The organism is Pedococcus sp. P2_E2 (assembly GCF_056403955.1).
In genome coordinates, this window is sequence record NZ_JBFUEM010000007.1 from 33,522 (window position 1) to 56,177 (window position 22,656).

At 70.9% G+C, this 22,656-nt stretch carries 20 protein-coding genes and 1 pseudogene; 3 read left to right on the forward strand and 18 right to left on the reverse strand.

The features are described from left to right. Nucleotides 1–94 precede the first annotated feature (94 nt). From AC1DWR_RS15600 to AC1DWR_RS15685, 18 genes and pseudogenes are all read right to left on the reverse strand, one after another. Nucleotides 95–838, reverse strand: a complete 744-nt coding sequence (locus AC1DWR_RS15600; protein ID WP_477614590.1) for an aspartate/glutamate racemase family protein — start codon at nt 836–838, stop codon at nt 95–97. Further along, on the reverse strand, nt 826–2,376 hold the full coding sequence (locus tag AC1DWR_RS15605; protein ID WP_477614589.1) for an NCS1 family nucleobase:cation symporter-1: 1,551 nt from the start codon (nt 2,374–2,376) through the stop codon (nt 826–828). Before AC1DWR_RS15605 ends, AC1DWR_RS15600 begins: the two co-directional genes overlap by 13 nt. A gap of 155 nt (nt 2,377–2,531) precedes the next feature. Continuing rightward, nucleotides 2,532–3,218 carry a GntR family transcriptional regulator gene (locus AC1DWR_RS15610; protein WP_477614588.1) on the reverse strand — a complete coding sequence of 229 codons (687 nt, stop codon included), beginning with the start codon at nt 3,216–3,218 and terminating at the stop codon, nt 2,532–2,534. Nucleotides 3,219–3,281: 63 nt separating this feature from the next. Further along, complete coding sequence (locus AC1DWR_RS15615; RefSeq protein WP_477614587.1) at nt 3,282–4,130, reverse strand: bifunctional allantoicase/(S)-ureidoglycine aminohydrolase; 849 nt, start codon at nt 4,128–4,130, stop codon at nt 3,282–3,284. Continuing rightward, on the reverse strand, nt 4,127–5,503 hold the full coding sequence (allB, locus tag AC1DWR_RS15620) for an allantoinase AllB (protein ID WP_477614586.1): 1,377 nt from the start codon (nt 5,501–5,503) through the stop codon (nt 4,127–4,129). Before allB ends, AC1DWR_RS15615 begins: the two co-directional genes overlap by 4 nt. Nucleotides 5,504–5,519: 16 nt before the next feature. Next, on the reverse strand, nt 5,520–6,389 hold the full coding sequence (locus AC1DWR_RS15625) for a fumarylacetoacetate hydrolase family protein (protein WP_477614585.1): 870 nt from the start codon (nt 6,387–6,389) through the stop codon (nt 5,520–5,522). Continuing rightward, nucleotides 6,386–7,513 carry a glycerate kinase gene (locus AC1DWR_RS15630; RefSeq protein ID WP_477614584.1) on the reverse strand — a complete coding sequence of 376 codons (1,128 nt, stop codon included), beginning with the start codon at nt 7,511–7,513 and terminating at the stop codon, nt 6,386–6,388. Before AC1DWR_RS15630 ends, AC1DWR_RS15625 begins: the two co-directional genes overlap by 4 nt. 8 nt (nt 7,514–7,521) lie before the next feature. Continuing rightward, on the reverse strand, nt 7,522–9,300 hold the full coding sequence (gene gcl, locus AC1DWR_RS15635; protein ID WP_477614583.1) for a glyoxylate carboligase: 1,779 nt from the start codon (nt 9,298–9,300) through the stop codon (nt 7,522–7,524). Nucleotides 9,301–9,360: 60 nt separating this feature from the next. After that, nucleotides 9,361–10,251: pseudogene (locus AC1DWR_RS15640) on the reverse strand (2-hydroxy-3-oxopropionate reductase); the annotation flags it as partial. A 33-nt stretch (nt 10,252–10,284) separates the two neighbouring features. Next, nucleotides 10,285–11,094, reverse strand: coding sequence for a hydroxypyruvate isomerase family protein (locus AC1DWR_RS15645; protein WP_477614628.1), 810 nt, complete (start codon nt 11,092–11,094; stop codon nt 10,285–10,287). A gap of 115 nt (nt 11,095–11,209) precedes the next feature. Further along, complete coding sequence (locus tag AC1DWR_RS15650; RefSeq protein WP_477624744.1) at nt 11,210–12,607, reverse strand: 8-oxoguanine deaminase; 1,398 nt, start codon at nt 12,605–12,607, stop codon at nt 11,210–11,212. A 2-nt stretch (nt 12,608–12,609) separates the two neighbouring features. Beyond that, nucleotides 12,610–12,951, reverse strand: a complete 342-nt coding sequence (gene uraH, locus AC1DWR_RS15655) for a hydroxyisourate hydrolase (protein WP_477614581.1) — start codon at nt 12,949–12,951, stop codon at nt 12,610–12,612. After that, the gene (uraD, locus tag AC1DWR_RS15660; protein ID WP_477614580.1) at nt 12,951–13,445 is read right to left on the reverse strand and encodes a 2-oxo-4-hydroxy-4-carboxy-5-ureidoimidazoline decarboxylase; all 495 of its coding nucleotides are present in this window, start codon (nt 13,443–13,445) and stop codon (nt 12,951–12,953) included. Before uraD (AC1DWR_RS15660) ends, uraH begins: the two co-directional genes overlap by 1 nt. Beyond that, a complete protein-coding gene (gene uraD / locus AC1DWR_RS15665) occupies nt 13,442–15,373 on the reverse strand; it encodes a 2-oxo-4-hydroxy-4-carboxy-5-ureidoimidazoline decarboxylase (protein ID WP_477614579.1) in 1,932 nt (643 codons plus the stop codon). The genes uraD (AC1DWR_RS15660) and uraD (AC1DWR_RS15665) overlap by 4 nt, the downstream gene beginning before the upstream one ends. Nucleotides 15,374–15,525: 152 nt before the next feature. Beyond that, on the reverse strand, nt 15,526–16,434 hold the full coding sequence (gene pucL / locus AC1DWR_RS15670) for a factor-independent urate hydroxylase (protein WP_477614578.1): 909 nt from the start codon (nt 16,432–16,434) through the stop codon (nt 15,526–15,528). A 232-nt stretch (nt 16,435–16,666) separates the two neighbouring features. After that, nucleotides 16,667–17,209, reverse strand: a complete 543-nt coding sequence (locus AC1DWR_RS15675) for a helix-turn-helix domain-containing protein (protein WP_477624745.1) — start codon at nt 17,207–17,209, stop codon at nt 16,667–16,669. A 65-nt stretch (nt 17,210–17,274) separates the two neighbouring features. Continuing rightward, on the reverse strand, nt 17,275–18,531 hold the full coding sequence (locus AC1DWR_RS15680; protein WP_477614576.1) for a DUF6986 family protein: 1,257 nt from the start codon (nt 18,529–18,531) through the stop codon (nt 17,275–17,277). Beyond that, nucleotides 18,528–20,015, reverse strand: coding sequence for an NAD-dependent malic enzyme (locus tag AC1DWR_RS15685; protein WP_477614575.1), 1,488 nt, complete (start codon nt 20,013–20,015; stop codon nt 18,528–18,530). The genes AC1DWR_RS15680 and AC1DWR_RS15685 overlap by 4 nt, the downstream gene beginning before the upstream one ends. Before the next feature lie 121 nt (nt 20,016–20,136). On the opposite strand from AC1DWR_RS15685, the gene AC1DWR_RS15690 reads away from it, so the two are divergent. From AC1DWR_RS15690 to AC1DWR_RS15700, 3 genes are all read left to right on the forward strand, one after another. Then, entirely contained in the window at nt 20,137–20,673 is a 537-nt protein-coding gene (locus AC1DWR_RS15690) for an NADPH-dependent FMN reductase (protein WP_477614574.1), read from the forward strand. Between the two features lie 90 nt (nt 20,674–20,763). After that, nucleotides 20,764–22,158 (forward strand): Na+/H+ antiporter NhaA, encoded by a 1,395-nt coding sequence (nhaA, locus tag AC1DWR_RS15695; RefSeq protein WP_477614573.1) that lies wholly within the window; start codon nt 20,764–20,766, stop codon nt 22,156–22,158. 48 nt (nt 22,159–22,206) lie between these two features. After that, the gene (locus AC1DWR_RS15700; protein ID WP_477614572.1) at nt 22,207–22,638 is read left to right on the forward strand and encodes a phage holin family protein; all 432 of its coding nucleotides are present in this window, start codon (nt 22,207–22,209) and stop codon (nt 22,636–22,638) included. Nucleotides 22,639–22,656 lie beyond the last annotated feature (18 nt).

Genomic DNA, 22,656 nt, shown 5'->3' on the forward strand with positions numbered 1-22,656 from the left:
AGGTGGTCACCGGACCCCCATTTCCGCCCACCCGTGACGACCTGCGCGCAACACGTGCCCGCCTTCGGGGGGAGGCGCCGCGGGAAGGCACAACTCAGGCGCGGCCGAACCCCTGCAGCACTCCGGCGTAGGCCTTCGGCGGCGGCGGCGCGAGCTCGCCGTGCGTGGAGGGGCGCAACCCGAGCCGCACCACGCTCTCGGCGAGCAGCGTCCCCGCTGCGACGCCGTCGACGACCGGCACCCCCAGCTGTTCGGTGAGCAGCTCGGGCAGGCCCGCCATCCCGGCGCACCCGAGCACGATCGCGTCCGAGCCGTCAGCCGCCACGGCGTTCTTCGCGAAGGCGAGGATCACGGCATACGTCCGGTCGCGGTCCTCTTCCAGCTCGAGCACCGGGATGTCGCACGCGTGCACGCCCGCGCACTGACGCTCCAGGCCATAGGTGCGGGTGAGGTCCCACGCGCGCCCCACCGTGCGGCTCATCGTGGTGACGACCGAGAAGCTCCGCCCCAGCAGGGAAGCCGTCTTCATCGCCGCCTCGGCGATGCCGATCACCGGCCTGGACGCCGCCTCCCGAGCGGCGTCCAGACCGGGGTCTCCGAAGCAGGCCAGGACGAACGCGTCCGCCTGCTGGTCCTCGCGGATGATCTCGAGCAGCCCCGGCACCGCGAGCGCCTCGTCGTAGTGGCTCTCGATCGACGCCGGTCCCATCGACGGAGTGCGGGCCGTGATGATCGCGTCTGGGCCGGCCACCCGCCGCGCCTCCGCCTCGATCAGCGCGGTCATCGACGCCGTCGTGTTCGGGTTGACGACGGTGAGGTGGACAGTCACTTCACGCACGTCTTCGCGTCGAGGGGGCTGTCGCTGACACCCATCCGCGGAGCGAGGAGCGCGTATGCCGCGAAGCCCAGACCGCAGCCGATGAACCAGGAGTAGTCGTCGAACCGGTTGATGCCAGGGATGAACACGGCCGAAAGGGCGCCGGCTGCAGCGATCGCGGTCGCCCAGATCGCGGGCGGGTTGTAGCCACGCTTGTAGTGGTAGGCGCCGGACTCGTCGAGGGTGAACAGGTCGTCGACGCAGACCCGCTGCTTGTGCACGACGTAGTAGTGGGCGATGAGGACCCCGAACAGCGGGCCGATGAAGGCACCCAGGGTGTCGAGCGTGTAGTGGATCGTCTCGGGGCTGTTGTAGAGGTTCCACGGCGTGAGCAGGACCGAACCGACCGCGGCGATCATGCCGCCCATCCGCCAGCTGATCTTCTGCGGGCTGACGTTGGAGAAGTCGAAGGCCGGAGAGACGAAGTTGGCGACGATGTTGATGCCGATCGTGGCCGTGGTGAAGGTCAGCGCCGCGAGGACGAGGGCGAAGGTGTTGTCGATGTGGCCGACGGTCGACACCGGGTCGGTGATCAGCTCGCCGTAGACCGGCAGGGTGGCCGCGGCGGTGAGGACGGTCAGCAGCGAGAAGAAGACGAAGTTGACCGGCAGGCCCCAGAAGTTGCCCTTCTTCACGGCCTGGAAGGTGCGGCCGTAGCGCGAGAAGTCACCGAAGTTGAGCATCGGGCCGGAGAAGTAGGACACGACCAGCGCCGTCGCCGCCAGCATCGTCGTGACGACCTTGCCGCCGGAGAGCTCGTGGTCGGACAGGTTGAGGTTGACGCTCCAGCCGGCCTTGGACAGCAGGTAGACGCACAGCGCGATCATCACGACGTAGACGGCCGGTCCGGCGAAGTCGATGAACTTGCGGATCGTGTTCATGCCGGTCCAGAAGACCGCCGCCTGCGCAACCCAGAGCAGGGCGAAGGTCGCGTAGCCGAGGGTCGAGAGGCCGAGGAACCCGTGCTGGCTCACGTCGGCGTACGGCTCGAGCCCTGGCCACATGCGAACCAGCAGGATGTCCAGCGACGCCGAGGCGAGGTAGGTCTGGATGCCGTACCAGGCCACCGCGATGAGCCCTCGGATAATGGCGGGAATGTTGGCGCCGAGCACCCCGAACACCGACCGGCAGATCACCGGGTAGGGGACGCCGGTGCGCTGGCTGGGCTTGGCGACCAAGTTGCAGAAGAAGAGCACGATCGTGATGCCGACGATGAGGCACACGAACACCTGCCAGCTCGTCAGGCCGAGGGCGAACAGGCTGCCGGCCGTGATGTAGCCGCCGACGCTGTGCACGTCGGACATCCAGAACGCGAAGATGTTGTACCAGGACCAGGTCTGCTCCTTGAGCGGCGCGAGGTCCTCGTTGGTCAGGCGCTCGTCGTACGACGGCTTGATCAGACCGGCGCCGGCGCCGTGGTCGTGCTCCCCGTGGTGGGTCGCGAACCCGGCCGCAGCGGCCGCTTCCTCGGTCTCGAAGGGCTTTTCGGTGGTGCTCATCCGGACTCCTTTGTCCACCGCGTGATCGCGGATGCTTGCGGAGAACGCTAGGAGCGGATCCGTTGGGACAGAAGGCTTTGAACCGTATATCTGGGTATATCCAGGCGCCCCCGGGCGGGTTCGACCGGCGCCGGATCGGGGCGAGAAAAGGCTGGTCAGCCGCCGATGCGGGCGATGCATGCCGTGAGCCGGTCGTGGTGGGCCTCGGCGACAGCCTTGAGGGTCTCGGCGTCGCGGGCGACGAAGGCGTCGAGCATCCGCTGGTGGTCCTCGCGCATGCCTGCCCGGTCCTGCTCGGTCGTGCGCATCATGGTCTGGACGGGCTCGGTGAGGTTCCAGGCGATGTCGAGCATGTGCAGCAGCCGGGGCATCCGGCACGGGGCCAGGAGCGCCTCGTGGAACTCGCGGCTGGCGCGTTGGAACGCCGCGGCATCGTCGGCGGCGACGGCCCGGTCGAGGGCGTCGTGGATCGCCGTGGCGCGCGCGTGGTCAGCCGGTGCGGACTGGCGCACCGCCGCCTCGAGGGCAGCCGCCTCGAGGGCACCGCGCACCACGTAGAGCTCGTCGAGCTCGGCCTGCGAGAGGGCGGTGACGGTGTAGCCGAGCCTTGGCTGGTGCTCCAGCAGGCCCTCACCGAGCAAGGTCTTGAGGGCCTCGCGCACGGGGATCAGGCTCACGCCGAAGAAGGCCGCCACGTCGTCGAGCGGGATCGGGCTGCCGGGGGGCACCGCGCCGGAGGCGATCACGCGGCGCAGCTCGGAGAGCACCTGGGGTCCGGAGACGTAGGCGTCCTCCCGGGTGAGCAGGCTGACGATGCCCGACTGTCGCCGTGGCTGCGTCATGCTCCACCTCCACCCGTCACCGGACCATCATGCCCACCGTGGCCCTGGCCGCCAGATCGTGAGCTACACGAACTGGCGGGAGAGGACTGCGTGCCGGTTGACGTCCTTGTAGAGCAGGTAGCGGAACCGACCGGGGCCCCCGGCGTAACAGGCCTGCGGGCAGAAGGCGCGCAGCCACATGAAGTCGCCTTCCTGCACCTCGACCCAGTCGTTGTTGAGCAGGTAGACCGCCTTGCCCTCGAGGACGTAGAGGCCGTGCTCCATCACGTGGGTCTCCGGGAACGGGATCGCCCCGCCCGGCTCGAAGTTGACGATGTTGACGTGCATGTCGTGCCGCACGTCGGTCGGGTCGACGAACCGCTGGGTGGTCCACACCCCGTTGGTGCCAGGCATCTCCCCTCCCTCGACGTCGCCCTCGTTCGTCACGAACGCCTCGGGCACCTCGACACCCTCCACGACCTGGTAGGCCTTGCGGATCCAGTGGAAGGTCGCCACGACGTCGCCGCGGTTGTGCAGCGTCCACTCCTGACCCGGCGGGATGAAGGCGTAGCCGCCGGCCGCCAGCTCGTGCGACTGGTCCCCGAGGGTCAGCGTCAGCCCGCCCGCCACCACGAAGAGCACCCCCTCGGCACCCGGGTCGAGCTCGGGCTTGTCGGAGCCACCGCCCGGCGAGACCTCGACGATGTACTGCGAGAACGTCTCCGCGAAGCCGGACAACGGCCGGGCGATCACCCAGAGCCGGGTGGCGTCCCAGAACGGCAGGTTGCTCGTGACGATGTCGGTCATCGTCCCGCGCGGCAGGACGGCGTACGCCTCGGTGAACACCGCGCGGTCCGTCGTCAGCTGGGTCTGCGGCGGCAGACCCCCGGCGGGGGCGTAGTAGGAAGTGGTCGCGTGGCGGGGCGTGGTCATCGCTGTCCTCTCGTCAGGAGCCGACCGCGGGGGTCGGCCTCGATGTCGACCGGTATGCCGTGCAGCCAGGTCTGGCGCACCGCCCCGGTGAGCGTGCGGCCGGCATACGCCGACACGGGGTTCTTGTGCCGCAGGGAGGCGACGTCGACGGTGAACGACTCGTCGGGGGCGAAGACGACGAGGTCGGCCGGCGCGCCGACCGCGATCCGCCCGCGGTCGGTGAGCCCGACCTGGTCAGCAGGCCCCTCCCCCATCCAGCGCACGACGTCGGCGAGCGAGTGCCCGCGTTGCCGGGCCTCGGTCCACACGGCGGGCAGGCCGAGCTGGAGACCGGCGATACCGCCCCAGGCCTCACCGAAGTCGCCTGAGTCGAACCGCTTGAGGTCCTCGGTGCAGGGCGAGTGGTCGGACACGACCGTGCGGATGACGCCGTCCTCCAGGCCGGCCCAGAGCCGGTCGCGGTTGTCGTGCTCGCGGATCGGCGGGCAGCACTTGAACTGCGTTGCGCCGTCGGGGATCTCCTCGGCGTCGAGGGTGAGGTAGTGGGGGCAGGTCTCCACCGAGAGCCGCAGCCCCTCGGCCTGGGCCTTGGCGATCAACGGGATCGCGTCGGCGTCGGAGAGGTGCAGGATGTGCGCCCGCCCGCCGGTCTCGCGGGTCGCGTCGATGACCTGCGCGATGGCCCGCTCCTCGGCCTCCTTGGGACGCGAACCCAGGAACCCGGCATACCCCTGGCCGTGCGACTGCGGTGCGGACTCGATGGTCTGCTCGTCCTCGGCGTGCACGATGACGAGCCCGTCGAAGGTGGCCGTCTCCGCGAGCGCCTCGCGCAGCTCGGACGCCGACAGGTGGGGGAACTCGTCGACGCCGGAGTGGAGCAGGAAGCACTTGAAGCCGAAGACGCCGGCCTCGTGGAGCGGTCGCAGGTCGGGCAGGTTGCCGGGCACGGCACCACCCCAGAAGCCCACGTCGACGTAGGCCTGGTCGCGGGCGACCGCCCGCTTCTCCTCGAGGGCGGCCACGGTGACGGTGGGCGGGATGGAGTTCAGGGGCATGTCGATGATCGTCGTGACACCACCGGCAGCGGCGGCGCGGGTGGCGCTGGCGAACCCCTCCCAGTCCGTGCGCCCCGGCTCGTTCACGTGGACGTGGGCGTCGACGAGGCCGGGCAGCAGCACCTCGTCGTCGGCCAGCTCGACCACGCGGGCGCCGGGCACCTCGGTGTCGTAGGGGTCGACCGCGACGATCCGCCCGCCCGCGAGCGAGACCGCCACTGCGACCTCGGCCCCGCCGACCACGGCACGCCTCGCTCGAAGGACCACCTCTGCCGTCACGCCCGACCCCTTCCCGGAGCTCTGCACCGCGCCTGCCATGACCGTAATCCCTGCCTCAGCTCGCCGCTGCCGGTGTGGCAGAACGAACTGCGTCCACGACGCGGCTGCGATGGCGACCGAGGACCCCGCCGTCCGCGCACACGACATCGCCGTGGCGCAGGTAGGGCCGCGGCTCCGGCTGGCCCATCGCGACGCCGGCCGGGGTGCCGGTGATGACGAGGTCGCCGGGCTCGAGCGTCATGAGGCCACTGACGTAGCAGAGCAGCTCGGCGACGGAGAACAGCATGTCGCCGGTCGATCCGTCCTGCCTGAGGGTGTCGTTCACCGAGAGCCGCAACCTGACGGCGGCAGGGTCGCCGAGCTCGTCGGGGGTGACCAGCCACGGGCCGAGCGGGCAGAAGGTGTCAGCCGACTTGCCCTTCGTCCAGGTGCCGCCGCGCTCGAGCTGGAGCGCCCGGTCGGAGACGTCGTGGGCCAGCACGTAGCCGGCGACCGCCCGCAGCGCGCGGGACCGGTCGCGCTCGTCCTTGAGCGGCGCCCCGAGGACGACCCCGAGCTCCACCTCGTAGTCCGTCGTGACCGACTGCGGGAGCATCCTGATGTCGTCAGTGGGTCCGCACACCGAGGTCGGCGCCTTGAGGAAGACGACCGGCTCGGTGGGCAGCGGCACCCGCGCCTCGGAGGCATGGTCACGGTAGTTGAGCCCGATGCCGACCACCTTGCCCGGCCGCGCGATCGGCGAGCCGAACCGCACGTCCTCGTCTCGCGGAAGCCGTTGCAGCGCAGCGGTGTCGACCGCAGCCAGGTTGCCCAGGAAGGCCGCGTCGATGTCAGTCGTCAGTGTCCTCAGGTCGAGCAGGCCACCGTCGTCGGCGACGACCACGGGACGCTCGGCTCCGGGGGGACCGACCCTCGCGAACCTCATCGCCCACCTCCGAGGTGCTCGCGCGCGATGCGCGCGCCGATCCGCTCGAGCAGCGGCCCCGGTGCGTTCAGCGCCTCGTGCCGCGTGCCTTCGTCGACGAGCGCGTATGCCGCGTGCAGGCCTGCCGCTCCCAGCTCGGCAGGCGTCAGCGTGACCTGACCGGCCACCGCCACAGCCGGCACCCCCTTGTCGCGGGCCAGCGCGGCGACGGCGGCCGGAGCCTTGCCGTGCAAGGTCTGGGCGTCGAGCGAGCCCTCGCCGGTCACGACCAGGTCGACCCCGGCAAGGGCGTCAGGCAGCCCGGTCAGCTCGAACACGAGCTCGGCTCCTGGTCGTGTCGTCGCGCCGAGGACGGCGAGAAGCCCGAAGCCGACCCCGCCCGCAGCTCCTGCTCCCGGTTCGTCCCGTCGGTCGGTGCCGGTGGCGCGGGCGACGAGGTCGGCCCAGCGGGTCAGCGCGGAGTCGAGCAGCTCGACGTCCTCGGGGCCCGCGCCCTTCTGCGGGCCGTAGACCGCCGCAGCCCCACGGCTGCCGGTGAGGGGGTTGTCGACGTCGCAGGCCACGACCAGCTCCGCCTCGGCGAGCTCGGGATGGAGCCCAGTCAGGTCCAGACGGGCCGCGTCGAGCAGCCCGGCCCCACCCGGGCGCACCTCGGCGCCGGTGGCGGTGTGGATGGTGGCGCCGAGCGCCTGGAGCAGACCCGCCCCGCCATCGGTGCACGCGCTCCCGCCAACGGCGACGACGACACGACGCGCTCCCGCGTCCAGGGCAGCGGCGATCAGCTCGCCGGTGCCCCTGCTGGAGGCCGACAGGGGGGCTGCTCGCCCGCCGGGCAGCTGGGCCAGGCCCGACACCTCCGCCAGCTCGACCACCGCCTCGGTGCCGCGTACCCCGTAGGCCGACTCTCGCGGCATACCCGTCGGGCCAGTGGCCCACACCGGCATCCGGGTGAAGCCGGCAGCCACGGCCGCGGCGAGGGTGCCGTCGCCCCCGTCGGCGACGGGGACGACGACCACCTCGACGTCTGGCAGGACCGAGCGCAGGCCGTCAGACAGGTGCACCGCGACCTCGGCGGCCGTCAGGGTGCCCTTGAACTTGTCGGGGGCCAGCAGGACGCGGGGCATCGGCTGACCTAGTCCAGGTTGGCGAAGAGCGCGGTCGGGGCGTCGGCGCCGCCCGCTGCCAGCTCCTCGAACTCGGTCACGCTGTCGATGGACAGTCCCATCGAGACGTTGGTGACGCGCTCGAGGATGACCTCGACGACGACCGGGACGCGGTACTCCTGCGCCATGGCCTTGGCCTTCTCCAGTGCCGGGGCGATCTCCTCAGGGTCGAAGACGCGAATCGCCTTGCAGCCCAAGCCTTCGACGACCTTGACGTGGTCGACGCCGTAGCTGCCGACCTCGGGGCTGTTGATGTTGTCGAACGACAGCTGGACGCAGTAGTCCATGTCGAACCCGCGCTGGCTCTGCCGGATCAGGCCGAGGTAGGCGTTGTTCACCAGGACGTGGATGTAGGGGATGTTGAACTGCGCCCCGACCGCCAGCTCCTCGATCATGAACTGGAAGTCGTAGTCGCCGGAGAGGGCGACGACGGTCTCGTCGGGGACTGCCGTGGCGACGCCGAGTGCCGCCGGCACCGTCCAGCCCAGCGGCCCCGCCTGTCCGGCGTTGATCCAGTGCCGGTCCTTGTAGACGTGCAGCAGCTGGGCAGCCTGGATCTGGGACAACCCGATGGTCGAGACGTAGCGGACGTCCTTGCCGAAGGCACGGTTCATCTCCTGGTAGACCCGCTGGGGCTTGACCGGGGTGACGTCGAAGTTGGTCTTGCGCCACATGGTCGCCTTGCGGTCGCGACAGGACTGCGCCCACGCGGTGCGGTCGGCGAGGCGACCGGCGTCGCGACGCTCGCGGGCCACCTCGACGAACAGCCCCAGAGCAGCCTTGGCGTCGGAGACGATCCCGTAGTCAGGGGCGAAGACCCGGCCGATCTGGGTCGGCTCGATGTCGACGTGCACGAACGTGCGGCCCTTGGTGTAGGTCTCGAGGTCACCGGTGTGGCGGTTGGCCCACCGGTTGCCGATGCCCAGGACGAAGTCGGACTCGAGCATGGTGGCGTTGCCGTAGCGGTGGCTGGTCTGCAGTCCGACCATGCCGGCGTTGAGCTCGTGGTCGTCGGGGATGGTGCCCCAGCCCATCAGGGTCGGGATGACCGGGACGCCGGTCAGCTCGGCGAGCTCGACCAGCAGGGCGGCGGCGTCGGCGTTGATGATGCCGCCGCCGGCGACGATCAGGGGGCGCTCGCTCGCGGCCAGCAGGTCCAGGGCCTTCGCGACCTGCGGGCGGGTGGCTGCCGGCTTGTAGGTCGGCAGCGGCGCGTAGGTCTCGACGTCGAACTCGATCTCGGCCATCTGGACGTCGATCGGCAGGTCGATGAGGACCGGGCCGGGACGTCCCGAACGCATCAGGTGGAACGCCTGCTGGAAGGTGCCCGGGACCTGCGCCGGCTCGAGCACAGTGACCGCCATCTTGGTCAGCGGCCCCGCGATCGAGGCGATGTCGACGGCCTGGAAGTCCTCCTTGTGCAGCTTGGCCACCGGCGCCTGTCCGGTGATGCACAGGATCGGGATCGAGTCGGCGCTGGCCGAGTAGAGGCCGGTGATCATGTCGGTGCCGGCCGGGCCGCTGGTGCCGACGCAGACGCCGATGTTGCCGGCCCTGGCGCGGGTGTAGCCCTCGGCCATGTGGGAGGCGCCCTCGACGTGACGGGCCAGCGTGTGGTGCAGGCCGCCGTTGGTCTTCATCGCCTTGTAGAAGGGGTTGATCGCCGCTCCGGGCAGACCGAAGACATTCGTCACGCCTTCCTTCTTGAGGATCTCGACGGCCGCTTGGGCCGCAGTCATGCGTGCCATGGTGGTGCTCCTGGTTCAGGGTGGTTCGGTATGCCGGGTGGCCGGGTCTGTGGGGTCGGTTCAGCTCGAGAGCTGGCCGGAGAGGCGCTGGACGCCGCGCAGGAGGGCCGAGTGGTCGAGCCCGCCGTCGCCGTTCGCGCGGGCCGAGGCCATCAGCTGCGCGACGAGCCCGCCGAGGGGTACGACCACCCCGGCCTCGCGGGCGGCGGTGGTCACGATCCCGAGGTCCTTGTGGTGGAGGTCGATCCGGAACCCCGGCTCGAAGGACTTGTTGGTCATGTTCTCGCGCTTCTGGTCCAGCACCTTGGAGCCGGCCAGCCCACCGCCGAGCACGTCGAGCGCAGGACCGAGGTCGACGCCGTAGGCCTCGAGGAAGACCACGGCCTCGGCCAGGGCCTGGATGTTGGCGGCCACGATGAGCTGGTTGGCGGCCTTGACCGTCTGCCCAGCACCGTTGCCGCCCACGTGGACGATGGTCTTGCCGACCGCGTCGAAGAGCGGCTTGGCCTCCGCGAAGTCCGCTGCGGCACCGCCGACCATGATCGACAGGGCGGCGTTCCTGGCGCCCGCCTCGCCACCGGAGACCGGGGCGTCGAGCAGGCGGAACCCCTTGTCCTGCGCGGCCTTGGCGAGCTCGACCGTCACGTCGGGGCGGATGCTGGAGAAGTCGATGACCAGCGTGCCCTCCTTGGCGTTGGCGAAGACACCGTCCTCGCCCAGCAGCACGTCCTGCACGTCGGGGCTGTCGGGGACCATCACCGCGACCACCTGGGCGTCACGCACCGCCTCCGCGACCGAAGCCGCCGCGGTGCCGCCCACGTCGACCAGGGGCTTGGTCTTGTCGGGGTGCAGGTTGTAGCCGACGACGTCGTGCCCGGCGTCCTGGAGGTGGACGGCCATGGGGCTGCCCATGATGCCGAGTCCGATGAAGGCGATGGTGCTCATTGCGTTCTCCTTGAAGGTCGTTGGCGTGTCGTGATGCGGTCAGGCAGAGCGTCTCTCGCGCGGGAGCCAGCCGAAGCTCTCGGGGGTGGTCGCGGTGGTGGGCTTGTACTCCAGCCCCACCCACCCGGCATACCCACGCTGGGCGAGGGCGCCGAGGTGGCGCTGGAGGTCGAGGGCGCCGGAGCCGGGCTCACCGCGCCCGGGGGCGTCGGCGATCTGCACGTGGGCAGTGCGGTCGGTGTAGGCCGCGATGGCGGCCTCGAGGTCGTCGCCGTTGGCGGCCAGGTGGTAGAGGTCGAGGAGGAAGCCGACGTTGCTCGTCCCGGTGGCGCGCACGTCGTCGACGACCGCCACGGCGTCGGCCGCGGTCCGCAGCGGGTAGGGCTTGGGGCCGCTGACCGACTCGACGAGGACGGTCGCCCCGATCCGGTCGGCGGCCTTGGCGGCGAAGGCGACCGACTCACGCCCGAGCTCGTCCTGCTCCTGCGCCGAGACGCCTTCGACACGGTTGCCGAAGAGGGCGTTGAACGCCGAGACGCCGAGCCGCTCTCCGATGCCGACCGTCACGTCGACGTTGTCGCGGAACTGCTGCACGCGGTCGGGGATCGAGAGCACCCCGCAGTCGGGCCCGGCCAGGTCACCGGCAAAGAAGTTGAGACCCACCAGCTGAACCCCGGCGTCCTGGACGGCGCCCACGAAGGCGTCGACCTCACGGTCGGCGGGCACCGGTTGGTCCGGCCAGGGCCACCAGAACTCCACGGCGTCGAACCCTGCCGCCTTCGCGGCGGCCGGCCGCTCGAGCAGCGGCAGCTCGGTGAACAGGATCGAGCAGTTCACCTCGTAGCGCAGTCCGTGGTCCGACATGGCATTCTCTCCTTGTTTCCGCATTGTGGAATCGTTTTTCCGATCAATGAAAGGGTAGGCGTCAACCTGCGACATCGTCAAGACCGCTGGGGCCGTCGTCTCAGCCGGTGGCCGAGATATATCCGGCGGCGTCGCGGTGCCGCGCGAGCAACCGCTCCCCTGCCGAGACCGCCTGTGCCGCAAGCGATTCCTCGTCAGCGGTCACCAGCCTGTCGCCCGACACCACCCGGCTGCCTCCAACCAGGAGCAGCTCCAGCGGCGGCCGTGAACCGAGCACGAGCCCGGCCACCGGGTCGACCACGCCGGCATGGCCCAGCCCGTCGAGTCGCCACAGCGCGATGTCGGCCAGCTTTCCGACCTCCAGCGACCCGATCTGGTCGTCCCAGCCGAGCACCCGGGCCCCGCCGATCGTGGCCAGCTCGAGCGCGTCCCGCACCCCGAGCGCCTCCGGACCGCCTCGGGCCCGGGCGAAGAGCAGCGCGTGGCGTGCCTCCTCGACGAGGGAGGACGCCTCGTTCGACGCCGCACCGTCCACCCCGAGCCCCACCGGCACCCCTGCGTCGCGCAGGTCGCGCGTGCGGGCGATGCCGGCACCGAGGCGGGCGTTGGACGAGGGACAGTGGGCGACACCGGTGCCGGTGGCCGCCAGTGTGCGTATCGCGACGTCGTCGAAGTGGATGCCGTGCGCGAGCCACACGTCGTCGCCGAGCCAGCCGAGGGACTCCAGGTAGGCCAGCGGGCTCAACCCGAATCGCTCGGCGCAGTAGCGCTCCTCGTCGGTCGTCTCCGCCAGGTGGGTGTGCAGCCGCACCCCGCGGTCACGAGCCAGGGCCGCGGACTCGCGCAAGAGGTCGGCGGTCACCGAGAAGGGCGAGCACGGGGCCACGCCGATCCGCAACATCGAGTCGGGTGACGGGTCGTGGTGCGCGTCGACGGCGGCCGCCGTCGCGGCGAGGATGGTGTCGAGGTCCTCGACCACGTGGTCGGGGGGCAGTCCGCCCTGACTCTCGCCGAGATCCATCGAGCCGCGAGCCGCGAGGAATCGCAGGCCGATCCGTCGCGCCGCGTCCACCTCGGCACCCAGGACGTCGCCTCCGTGGCGGGGGAAGACGTAGTGGTGGTCCATCGACGTCGTGCACCCCGTGCGGGCCAACCAGCCGAGCCCGGCTGCTGCGGCAGCACCGACCACGTCCTCGTCGATGCCACCCCAGACGGGATAGAGCTCGGTCAGCCAGCCGAACAGCGTGGCGTCGACCGCCAGGCCCCGGGTGGCCCACTGGTAGAGGTGGTGGTGGGTGTTGACCAGGCCCGGCGTCAGCAGGCAGCCGGTCGCGTCGACCACCTCGGCCGCACTCCCGTCGTCCACGTGGCGACCCGGTGCGACGGCGACGATGCGCGACCCCTCGACGACCACGTGGCCGACGGCGTGCTCGGTCCTGGCCGGGTCCATCGTCACCACCGTGCAACCGTCCAGGACCAGCCGCGCGACGGTCGCCACGGTCACGACCCCCGGTAGGTGGAGTAGCCGAACGGGTTGAGCAGGACCGGCACGTGGTAGTGCTGGTCGGCGTCGGCGATGGTGAAGACCACCACCACCTCGGGGTAGAACGCCTCGACGCCACGCCCTGCGAAGTAGCCACCCGAGGCGAACCGCAGGCGGTAGTCGCCCGCCTCCAGCCGCTCCGGACCGATGCTGCCGACCCGCCCGTCGCCATCGGTGATGCCGTCACCGATCGCCTGTCCCCCGGAGCCAGTCGTATCAACGGTTTCCAGCACCACCGTGATGCCGGCCGCGGGCTTGCCGAGGCTGGTGTCGAGGACGTGCGTGCTGAGGGTTCCCATCAGGAGGCCACCTGTCGGAGTCGGAGCAGCGCGATCTCGCGCAGCTGGGTCACGGTCTCTTCGCGCTCGGCGGCGTCGTCGTTGCCGAGCCGGCGGTCCAGCTCTGCGAGGATCTCGGGCGCGGAGCGGCCTGCCGCCCGGATGAGGAACACCCGGTCGAAACGCGCCTCGTATGCCGCGTTGCCCTCGGCGAGCGCGCGCGCCACCTCGGCGTCGGCCGGGTCCACCCCGGACTGCTCGCGTGCACTGGCGGCCGCGTTGTGGTGCGGCCCCTCGGCCCGTTCACCGATCCTCGGGTGGCCGGCCAGCGCCGCCTCCAGCTCCTCGTCGTCGAGGTGCTGGGCGGCGGCGCCGGCGGTCGCCTCGAGGTCCTGCCACGCGGCATACGGTCGGCCGTCGCGGACGGCGGCGACCCAGCGAGGCACCGGGAGGCACGCGGTCAGCTGCCCCTCCAGGGCCGACGCCGGCAGCGCGTTGAGGTTCTCGAGGGTCATCGACCCTCCACGAACCGGGTGCGGGCGGAGTGGATCGGGTTGGCGTCGGCCACGAGGTCATCAAACCGGTAGCCGGCGATCTTGGCGATCTCCACCAGCGCCGAGGCGTGTTCCTGCGCCTGGGAGTTGTTCAACCGCTCCCAGCCGGTGCGCACCACCTGGTCGAAGGAGTCGCGGTCGCGGACACACGTGACGAGGGGGAAGCCGAACCGGTCCCGGTACTGCGAGGTGAGCTCGGCCAGCTCGCCGTGACCCTTCTCGTCGAGACGGGTGAGCCCGAGCGAGGACTGGTCGCGCAGCGAGTCCGGCCCCTCGTCGCCCTCCGCCACGCTGTCGGCGCCGAGGTCGGGGTAGGAGTCGATCAGCTGTCGCTGCTCGTCCTCGTTGGCCGAGAACAGCGCCTCCTGGAACGCGCGACGCAGGTCACTGGTGTCGCTGAACGGCCGTGAGTCGAAGGCGCGCTCGACCACCCAGCGCGGACCCTGGAACAGGCTGCCGAAGGTGTCGGCGAAGTCCTCACGCGACATCTGGTTGACCTCGCTCAGCCGCACCAACGACCCAGGAGCGCCGGCCACGGCCGGACCCCGGCTCGACCCGACGTGGTGGAACAGGAAGTTGAGCACGATGGCGGTGATCGAGCCGAGGGTGATGCCCGAGCCGAGGATGATCTGGGCCCAGTCCGGGACGGCCTTGGCCACGTCGGGCTGTGCGGTGACGTACATCGCGAGGCCGACCGCGGTGGCGACGATGACGACGTTGCGGTGGTCGTGGAAGTCGACCCGCGACAGGGTCTGGAAGCCCACGACGGCGACGGTGGCGAACATCGCCAGCGCGGCACCACCGAGCACCGGGTGCGGGATGCCCGCGACGATGGCGCCGGCCTTCGGGATGAGGCCGATGACGACCATGATCAGCCCTGCCGTGGCGACGACGTAGCGGCTCTTGACCCGGGTCAACCGCACCAGGCCGACGTTCTCGGCGAAGCAGGTGTAGGGGAAGGAGTTGAAGACACCACCGATCGTGGTGGCCAGACCGTCGGCGCGCAGGGCACGGGCGATGTCCTCCTTGCCGACGCGCTTCTCGACGATCTCGCCGGTGGCGAACACGTCACCGGTGGTCTCGACGGCGGTGATGAGCATGACGACGATCATCGAGATGATCGCGGCCACGGAGAACCTGGGCCAGCCGAAGTGGAACGGCGTCGTGACCCCGATCCAGCCCGAGTCCGAGACCGAGTTGAAGTGCGCGTCACCGAGGATCCAGGCGATGAGCGTGCCGACGACCAGTCCGATGAGGACTGCCACGGTGGCCATGAATCCCTTGAAGATCCGCTGGATCGCGACGATCAGCCCGAGCGTGCCGAGCGCGTACGCGAGGTTGCGCCCGCTGGTGGGGTCGAGGGTGGGGCCCGCGCCACCGGCTGCGTCCGCAGCCGCGACCGGCAGCAGCGCGAGGCCGATGATCGTGATGACCGAACCGGTGACCACCGGGGGGAAGTAGCGGATCAGCCGGCTGAAGTAGGGCGCGACGAGGAAGGTGAACAGGCCCGCCACGATCACCGCCCCGTAGATCACGAGCAGGCCGTCGGTACCGCCGCCCGCGGCCATCCCGATGGCGATCATCGGCGAGACAGCGGTGAACGTGACCCCTTGCAGGAGAGGCAGTTTCACGCCGACCTTCCAGAACCCGACCGACTGGATGATCGAGGCGATGCCGCACGTGAAGAGGTCGGCGTTGATGAGGTGGATGAGCTCCTGGGTCGACAGCCCGATGGCGCTGGCCAGGAGGATCGGCACGATCACCGCACCGGCGTAGAACGCCAGCACGTGCTGGAAGCCGTAGATCGCGAGCTTCGGGATGGGCAGGACCTCGTCGACCGGGTGGCGGGAGGCGCGCTGGGACTGGGGTGTTGCGGTGGCTGCGCTCATGACAGGCCTTTCTGTCTGGAGCTATGTCGGGAGGCTCCGGGAGGAGGAGAGGGAATCAGATGCGTGCGGGAGCCGGCGCGGGCGTCGTGGGGTGTACGGGCGCCGGCCCCGAGGAGCGGGGACGAGGAGTGGCGACGAGGAGCGGAGGGGCGTCAGCAGAAGCCGGGCACGGTGAGCCAGGCGTCGCCCGCGTCCGAGCCGCTCTCGCGCTGGACCGTGGCCTCGATCAGCCCGTACGGGCGGTCTGCGGCGATGAACACCTCACCCGGGTTGTCCAACCCGAACGGGGACAGGTCGACCAGGAAGTGGTGCTTGTTGGGGGCTGAGAACTTGATCTCCGCGACCTCGGGGTGAGCGGCCAGGACGGCCGACCCCATCGCGTAGAGGCTCTCCTGCAGTGCGCGGCTGTAGGTCGTCGCGAACGTCTCGAGGAGGAGCGACCGCACGTCGTCGAACGACTTGTTCCAGTCCACGCCCTCGGTGGACTCGTAGCGCCAGCGCGCCACGAGCGAGGTCGCGAGGATCCGGTCGTCGGTCTCCTTGAGGGTCGTGTACTCGTCCTTGAGGTAGCCCTTGAACTCCGAGCCGGTCGACTTGAGGACCACGAGGTCCTTGACGCCGGAGACGACCCAGGCGCGCGGCTCGTCGCCGCTGCGGTCGCGGGTGACGACGGTGGTGCGTACCTCGCCGCCCCGCTTCACGAACGCGTGGTCGTGGCCGGTGCCGCCGACCTCGATGCGGTCCCAGGCATACTCCTCGACCTCGATCCGGCTGGCGGTCGCGACGGGCGTGACGTCGAGGAAGCGCTGGCCGAGGGTGAGGGCGTAGTCCTCCGGTGAGGTGACGCCGTGCTCCTTGGCGAACGCGAAGGCGGTGTTCTTCTGGGTGTCGGTGGGCAGGATGCTGGCCTGGTCACCGGTCGTGTGCGCCTCGGTGAAGTCGCCGCGCAGGGCGGTCGACACGTTGAGGTCGCGGATCTCGTGGCGGGCGGTGTCGCGGTAGACGCGGACGACGCGGTTCTCCGCCTTGCCGTACTGGTTGGGTCCGAGGACGAAGCTCATGGTGCTCCTTGCGGTGCCCGTCGACCCTGGCGGGGTCGGCGTGGGTGGCGCGGGGACGGCTTCCCGAGCGATTCGGAGATCTTCCGAATGGTGGAAACCTGTTTACGGATGATGGAAGGATAGGCGCGCCAATGTGAACCAGTCAACAATCTGTTGAAAGTTTCTGCGGTGCAGACCTGCGGGGGACGCGGCGAGCAGTCGACGGGGTCCCAGGACGACCGGGTATGCCGCGTCAGCCGGCGGGCTCGGCCGCCGAGTCCCGGATCCGGTTGAGGTAGTTGTAGACGGTGAAGCGGGTCAGGCCCAGGGCCTCCGCGACCGTCTCCGCACTGCGGCGCATCTCGAACGCGCCGCGCTCCTCCAGCAGGCGCACGGCGTGCTGCTTCTCGGCGCGCGGCAGGGTTGCGAGAGAGCCCCCGAGCTCGCGCTCGACGTCGGCGATGAGCCGCGACAAGCCGTCGGTGAAGTCGGTGGCCCCAGCACCGGCCCCAGCACCGGCCCCGGCACCGGCCGCGGGGGTGACGGCGGTCACCGCGTCGACGTCACCGAGGGTGAGGGTGACCCGGGTCGCGCCGTGGGACAACGCCTCCTTGAGCGCGGCGCCCACCGCGTCGACGACCACCTCGGCCTCGCCCTCGACCGACGTGCCGAGCGGTCCCAGGTCGGGTGACAACCCGGCATACCGGAGCGCGTCGGCGGACGCGGTCACGTGGGCAGGCAGCTGGCCGTSCTCGCCGTGGAACGGCTCGGTCGTGAACTCCACCCGCACGCGCATGCGGCCAACCTACCCGCGGACGGCAGGCAGGTCAGGTGGTCGGGCCCGTCAAGCGCCCTGACGCGTCAGGCGGTGGCGCGGCGGGCCAGGCGGTCGATGGCGGGGCGGTCCAGGCCGGTCAGGCGATGGACCTCCTGCTCGTCCGTGGCGCCGCAGTCGAGCGCACGGACCACGAAGTCCGACAGCGCTCGGGCTGTCGCGGGTTCATCCATGACCCCCGAATCCACTTGTCCCACATAGTTCTTCAGCCGTTGGCCGGCGGCCGAGAGCCCCTCGCGGTAGAACGCGTAGGTGGCGAGGTAGCGACTCGGGAACTGTGCGGGGTGCAGGTCCCAGCCCTGGTAGTAGCCCCGCTCGAGCGAGCGTCGCACCAGCCGCCCGTGCAGCCGCCAGGCGGCCACCACGTCGTCGTGACTGCCCACGGGAAGCACGTTGGTGGAGCCGTCGGACAGGTGCACGCCCGTGCCCGCCGCAGCGACCTGCATGACCGCCTTGGCGTGGTCGGCGGCCGGGTGCTCCATCGACTGGTAGGCGGCGGAGATGCCACACGAGGCCGAGTAGTCGTAGGTGCCGTAGTGCAGCGACGTGCACCGGCCGGCGGAGGCATGGACCATCCGGGCGACGAGCGCCGTGCCGTCAGGTCCGCAGATCGCCTGCGGCGTCTCGACCTGGATCTCGAAGCGGATCGCCCCCGGCGAAAGCCCGACACCCTGCTCGACCCTCTCGCAGGCCACCACCATCGCCTCGACCTGGTCGACTGACGTCACCTTCGGGAACGTCACCACGAAGCCGTCCGGCAGGCGACCGTCCCGGGCCACCGCAGCGACGAAGCGGGCGAAGGTGCGCAGCCCGCGTGCGCGCGTCGGCGCCTCGAAGCTCTTGAACCGGATGCCGCTGAAGGCAGTCGCCCCACCGGCGTCCACGGCACGGAGGAGCGCCGCAGCCGCCGCGTCGACGGCGGCATCCTCCTCGTCGTCGGACCGCGTGCCGTAGCCGTCCTCGAAGTCGATGCGCAGGTCCTCGATGGCCTCGCGCGCGAGCTTGGTGCGCACCCGCGCGTACAGCTCGGCTGCCAGCTCCGACGGAAGCCCGAAGGCCTCGGCCGCCCCCTCGGCGCCGCCGCCGTGCTCGTCCAGCGCGGCGACCGCCTCGGCCTGCCACCGCGACACCAGGTCGGCGTCGTAGCGGTCGGCCGGCACGTAGACCGTGTGCACCGGCTGGCGCACCGGCCGCTCGCCGGGGAACCGTGCGGCCAGCTCGGCATCCGCGTCACGCAGGTGCTCGTCGAGGGCGGCGCCGAGGGCGCCCAGGTCCACGGTCATCGGGCCGGGGCCTGGCTCGTCGGGATGGCGGGGGTGGCGGCGGGCGGCGCGGTCGCCTCCCGCGTGGCGCTGCCGGTATGCCGCGTGGCCGGGTCGGCGTGCCGTCCCCCGGCCGCCTGCCGCACGGCAGCTGCCACCGAGGGCGCGACGTCGGCGTCGAAGACGCTGGGCACGATGTAGCTCGCGTTGAGCTCGTCGGGGTGGACGCAGTCGGCGATGGCCGCGGCGGCGGCGATCATCATCTCGTCGGTGATGTCGCGCGCGCCGGCGTCGAGCAGACCGCGGAAGAAGCCGGGAAAGGCCAGCACGTTGTTGATCTGGTTGGCGTAGTCGGAGCGTCCGGTGGCGACGACGGCCGCGTGGTGGCTCGCCGCGACCGGGTCGACCTCGGGGTCGGGGTTGGCCATCGCGAAGACGATGGCACGGTCCGCCATGGTGGCGATGTCGTCGCCGTCCAGCAGGTTCGGTGCCGAGACGCCGATGAAGACGTCGGCCCCGCGCAGCACCTCCTTGAGCGTGCCGGTCGTGCGGGAAGGGTTGGTGTTGCGGGCGATCCAGCCACGGAACTCGTCCGCGTGGTCGGCCTCCGGGTCCAGCGCACCGCGGCGGTCGCACCCGATGATGTCGGTCGCGCCCTGGGCGTCGAGGAGCCGGACGATGGCGTGGCCGGCCGCACCCACCCCCGAGACCACGATCCGCACGTCCTCCAGCGTCTTGCCCACCACGCGCAGGGCGTTGCGCAGGGCGGCGAGGGTGACGATCGCGGTGCCGTGCTGGTCGTCGTGGAAGACGGGGATGTCGAGCTCGTCACGCAGGCGCGCCTCGATCTCGAAGCACCGCGGCGCGCTGATGTCCTCGAGGTTCACGCCGCCGTAGACCGGGGCGATCGCCTTGACGATCATGATGATCTCCTCGGTGTCCTGGGTGTCGAGGCAGACCGGCCACGCGTCGACTCCGGCGAACTGCTTGAAGAGCGCAGCCTTGCCCTCCATGACGGGCAGGGCAGCGGCCGGGCCGATGTTGCCGAGGCCGAGGACGGCGGACCCGTCCGTCACGACCGCGACCGTGTTGCGCTTGATGGTGAGGCGGCGCGCGTCCTCGGGGTTCTCCGCGATCGCGAGGCAGACGCGGGCCACCCCCGGGGTGTAGGCGCGGGACAGGTCGTCGCGGTGCTTCAGCGGCACCTTGGGCACGACCTCGAGCTTGCCGCCGAGGTGGAGCAGGAAGGTGCGGTCGCTGACCTTGCGGACCGTGACCCCCGGGACCGCCGCGATCGCCGCGGTGATCCGGTCGGCATGGTCGGCGTCGGAGGCGTTGCAGGTCACGTCCACGACCAGCTTGTCACCGTGGGACTCCACGACGTCGAGGGCCGTGAGCGCTCCGCCCGCCGACGCCACGGCGGCAGCGACGGCACCCGTGGTGTCGATCGCGGCAGGCGCCTCGGCGCGAACGGTGATGGAATATCCCGGGCTCGGTGCAGACATCGCTCGACCTCAATCTTCCACGATACGGACTTCAATTTCTGTTCAACGGAACTCTAGAGCGATGAATCTCTCCAGACAAGGCCGCCCCGGGACCGAGCGGACCGCACCTAGGCTTTCGCCCATGGCCTCCACGCGCGTCTCCGTCGTCATCGCCAGCACCCGCCCGCACCGGATCGGTCACCTCGTCGCGCAGTGGGTGCTCGACGCAGTCCCGGCGGGCTCCGAGGTCACCGTCCACGACCTGCGCGAGCTGGCGCTGCCGTTCCTCGACGAGCCCGGCCAGCCCGCGGACGGCAACTACGCCCACGAGCACACGCGGAAGTGGTCGGCCGCGATGCAGGCCACGGACGCGCTCGTGCTGGTGATGCCGGAGTACAACCGCGGCTACAACGCGGCGCTCAAGAACGCGATCGACTTCCTCTACGCCGAGTGGGAGGGCCTGCCCGTGGGCTGCGTCGGCTACGGCTGGCACGGCGCGAGCTATGCGAAGTCGGCCCTGCGCCAGACGCTCGAGCGCGTCAAGATGACGGTCGTCGACGGCCCCGGTCTGGCGTTCGGGAAGACCCTCACCCAAGAGGGTGAGGTGCTCGCCGGCGAGGCCGACCAGCTGGAGCTCGCCACGATGTTCGCCGAGCTGCTCGCCACGGCTCGCACGTAGGATGAGCAGCAGGAACAACTGGTGTGCCGGGAAGCCTGGTCGGCGGCGTCTGCGGACGTCTGACCCGACGTCGACCCCGAAAGGCCCGGTGTGAGCCTCAACCCCCTGCGCCCACGGCTCTTCGCCCGCACGACGTGGCAGGAGGCGCAGCGCGTCAGCGGCGCCCTGCGCACCGAGACCGTCGGCGGCGCCCTCCTGCTGTCCGCGGCGATCGCCGCACTGGCCTGGGCCAACTCGCCCTGGTTCGAGACCTACGCCTCGCTGCGCGACTGGCAGGCAGGCCCCCAGGCGTGGCACCTGCAACTCACCCTGGGGCAGTGGGCCGCCGACGGACTCCTTGCGCTGTTCTTCTTCGTCGCCGGCCTCGAGCTGAAGCGCGAGTTCCTCGTGGGCGAGCTGCGCACCCCCGCAAGGGCCGCGCTGCCCGTGGCCGCCGCCCTGTGCGGGGTCGCGCTTCCCGCGATCGTGTATGCCGTGACGGTCACCCTCCTCGGTGCCGGCGCTGGTGCCGGTGGTGCGGCCGTTGGTGGGGCGGGTGGCGGGGCGTTGCGCGGTTGGGCGGTCCCGACGGCGACTGACATCGCCTTCGCGCTCGCCGTGCTGGCGGTGATCGGGACGCACCTGCCATCGGCCCTGCGGAGCTTCCTGCTGACCCTCGCCGTCGTCGACGACCTCGTGGCGATCACGATCATCGCGATCTTCTACACCCGGAGCCTCGACCTGGCCGAGCTCGCGCTCGCGCTGGTGCCGCTCGCGCTGTTCGCTGCACTGGTGCAACGACGGGTGGCGCACTGGTGGCTGCTGCTCCCGCTGGCGGCCCTGACGTGGGGGCTCGTGCACGCCTCCGGCATCCACGCCACCGTCGCCGGGGTGCTGCTGGGGCTCGTCGTGCCGGTGAAGCCCCGGGGTCGGGCCTCGCGGGTGTCCCGGGTGCCGCGGGTCCGCCCCCTGGACGCCGACGTCGACGTGGCCGAGCGGTTCGAGCACCGGTTGCGACCCCTGTCGGCCGGGGTGGCCGTGCCGGTCTTCGCGTTCTTCGCGGCCGGCGTGCGGGTGGTGGGGGGTGGCTTCGGCGACAGCCTCGGGGACGAGGCGGCCCTCGCGGTGGTGCTCGGGCTCGTCCTCGGCAAGCTGGTCGGTGTCTTCGGTGGCACGTGGGCGTTCGCCCGGTTCACCAGGGCCGAGCTCGACGACGACCTCGCGTGGTGGGACGTCTTGGGGCTGTCCCTCCTGGCCGGGATCGGCTTCACTGTCTCGCTGCTCGTGGGCGAGCTGGCGTTCGGGACGGGCAGCCCCCGTGACGAGCACGTGAAGCTCGCCGTCCTGGTCGGGTCGGCCATGGCGGCGGTCCTGGCGACCGTCGTGCTGCGTGCCCGGAACCGCGTCTACGGGCGCCTGGCCGAGCTCGAGTCCCGCGACGACGACGGGGACGGGGTGCCGGACTGCTTCGAGGTCTCGGATGTGGAGCCCGGACGACGCCGTTAGGGTTGGGACGCCGCACCACCGGACTTCAGGAAGCGCAGGTGAACGCGCATGGCCACCAACCGCGTGAACGACCAGACGGGCACCCAGGCGGGCACCGGCTCAGGCGCCGAACGGACCATCGGACAGCTCGTCGCCGATGCGACCCACGACGTCTCGACGATCGTCCGCAGCGAGATCGCGCTGGCCAAGGCCGAGATCGCGGCCGACCTGAAGAAGGCCGCCGCCGGTGCGGGGATGTTCGCCGCGGCGGGCTTCGTCGCCCTGCTCGGCCTGATCTTCCTGTTCCACACCGTCGTCGCCGTGATCGACATCTGGCTCCCCGAGTGGGCCGGCTACCTCATCACCACCGGGCTGCTCTTCCTCGTCGCGGCGGTCCTGGCGATCGTCGGCCGCAACAGCGTGAAGAAGATCAAGGGCAAGCCCGAGCGCGCCATCAAGAACGCCCAGGACACCGTCACCGCCGTCAAGTCCGGGTCCTGACCCGGCCAACGCCCCCCT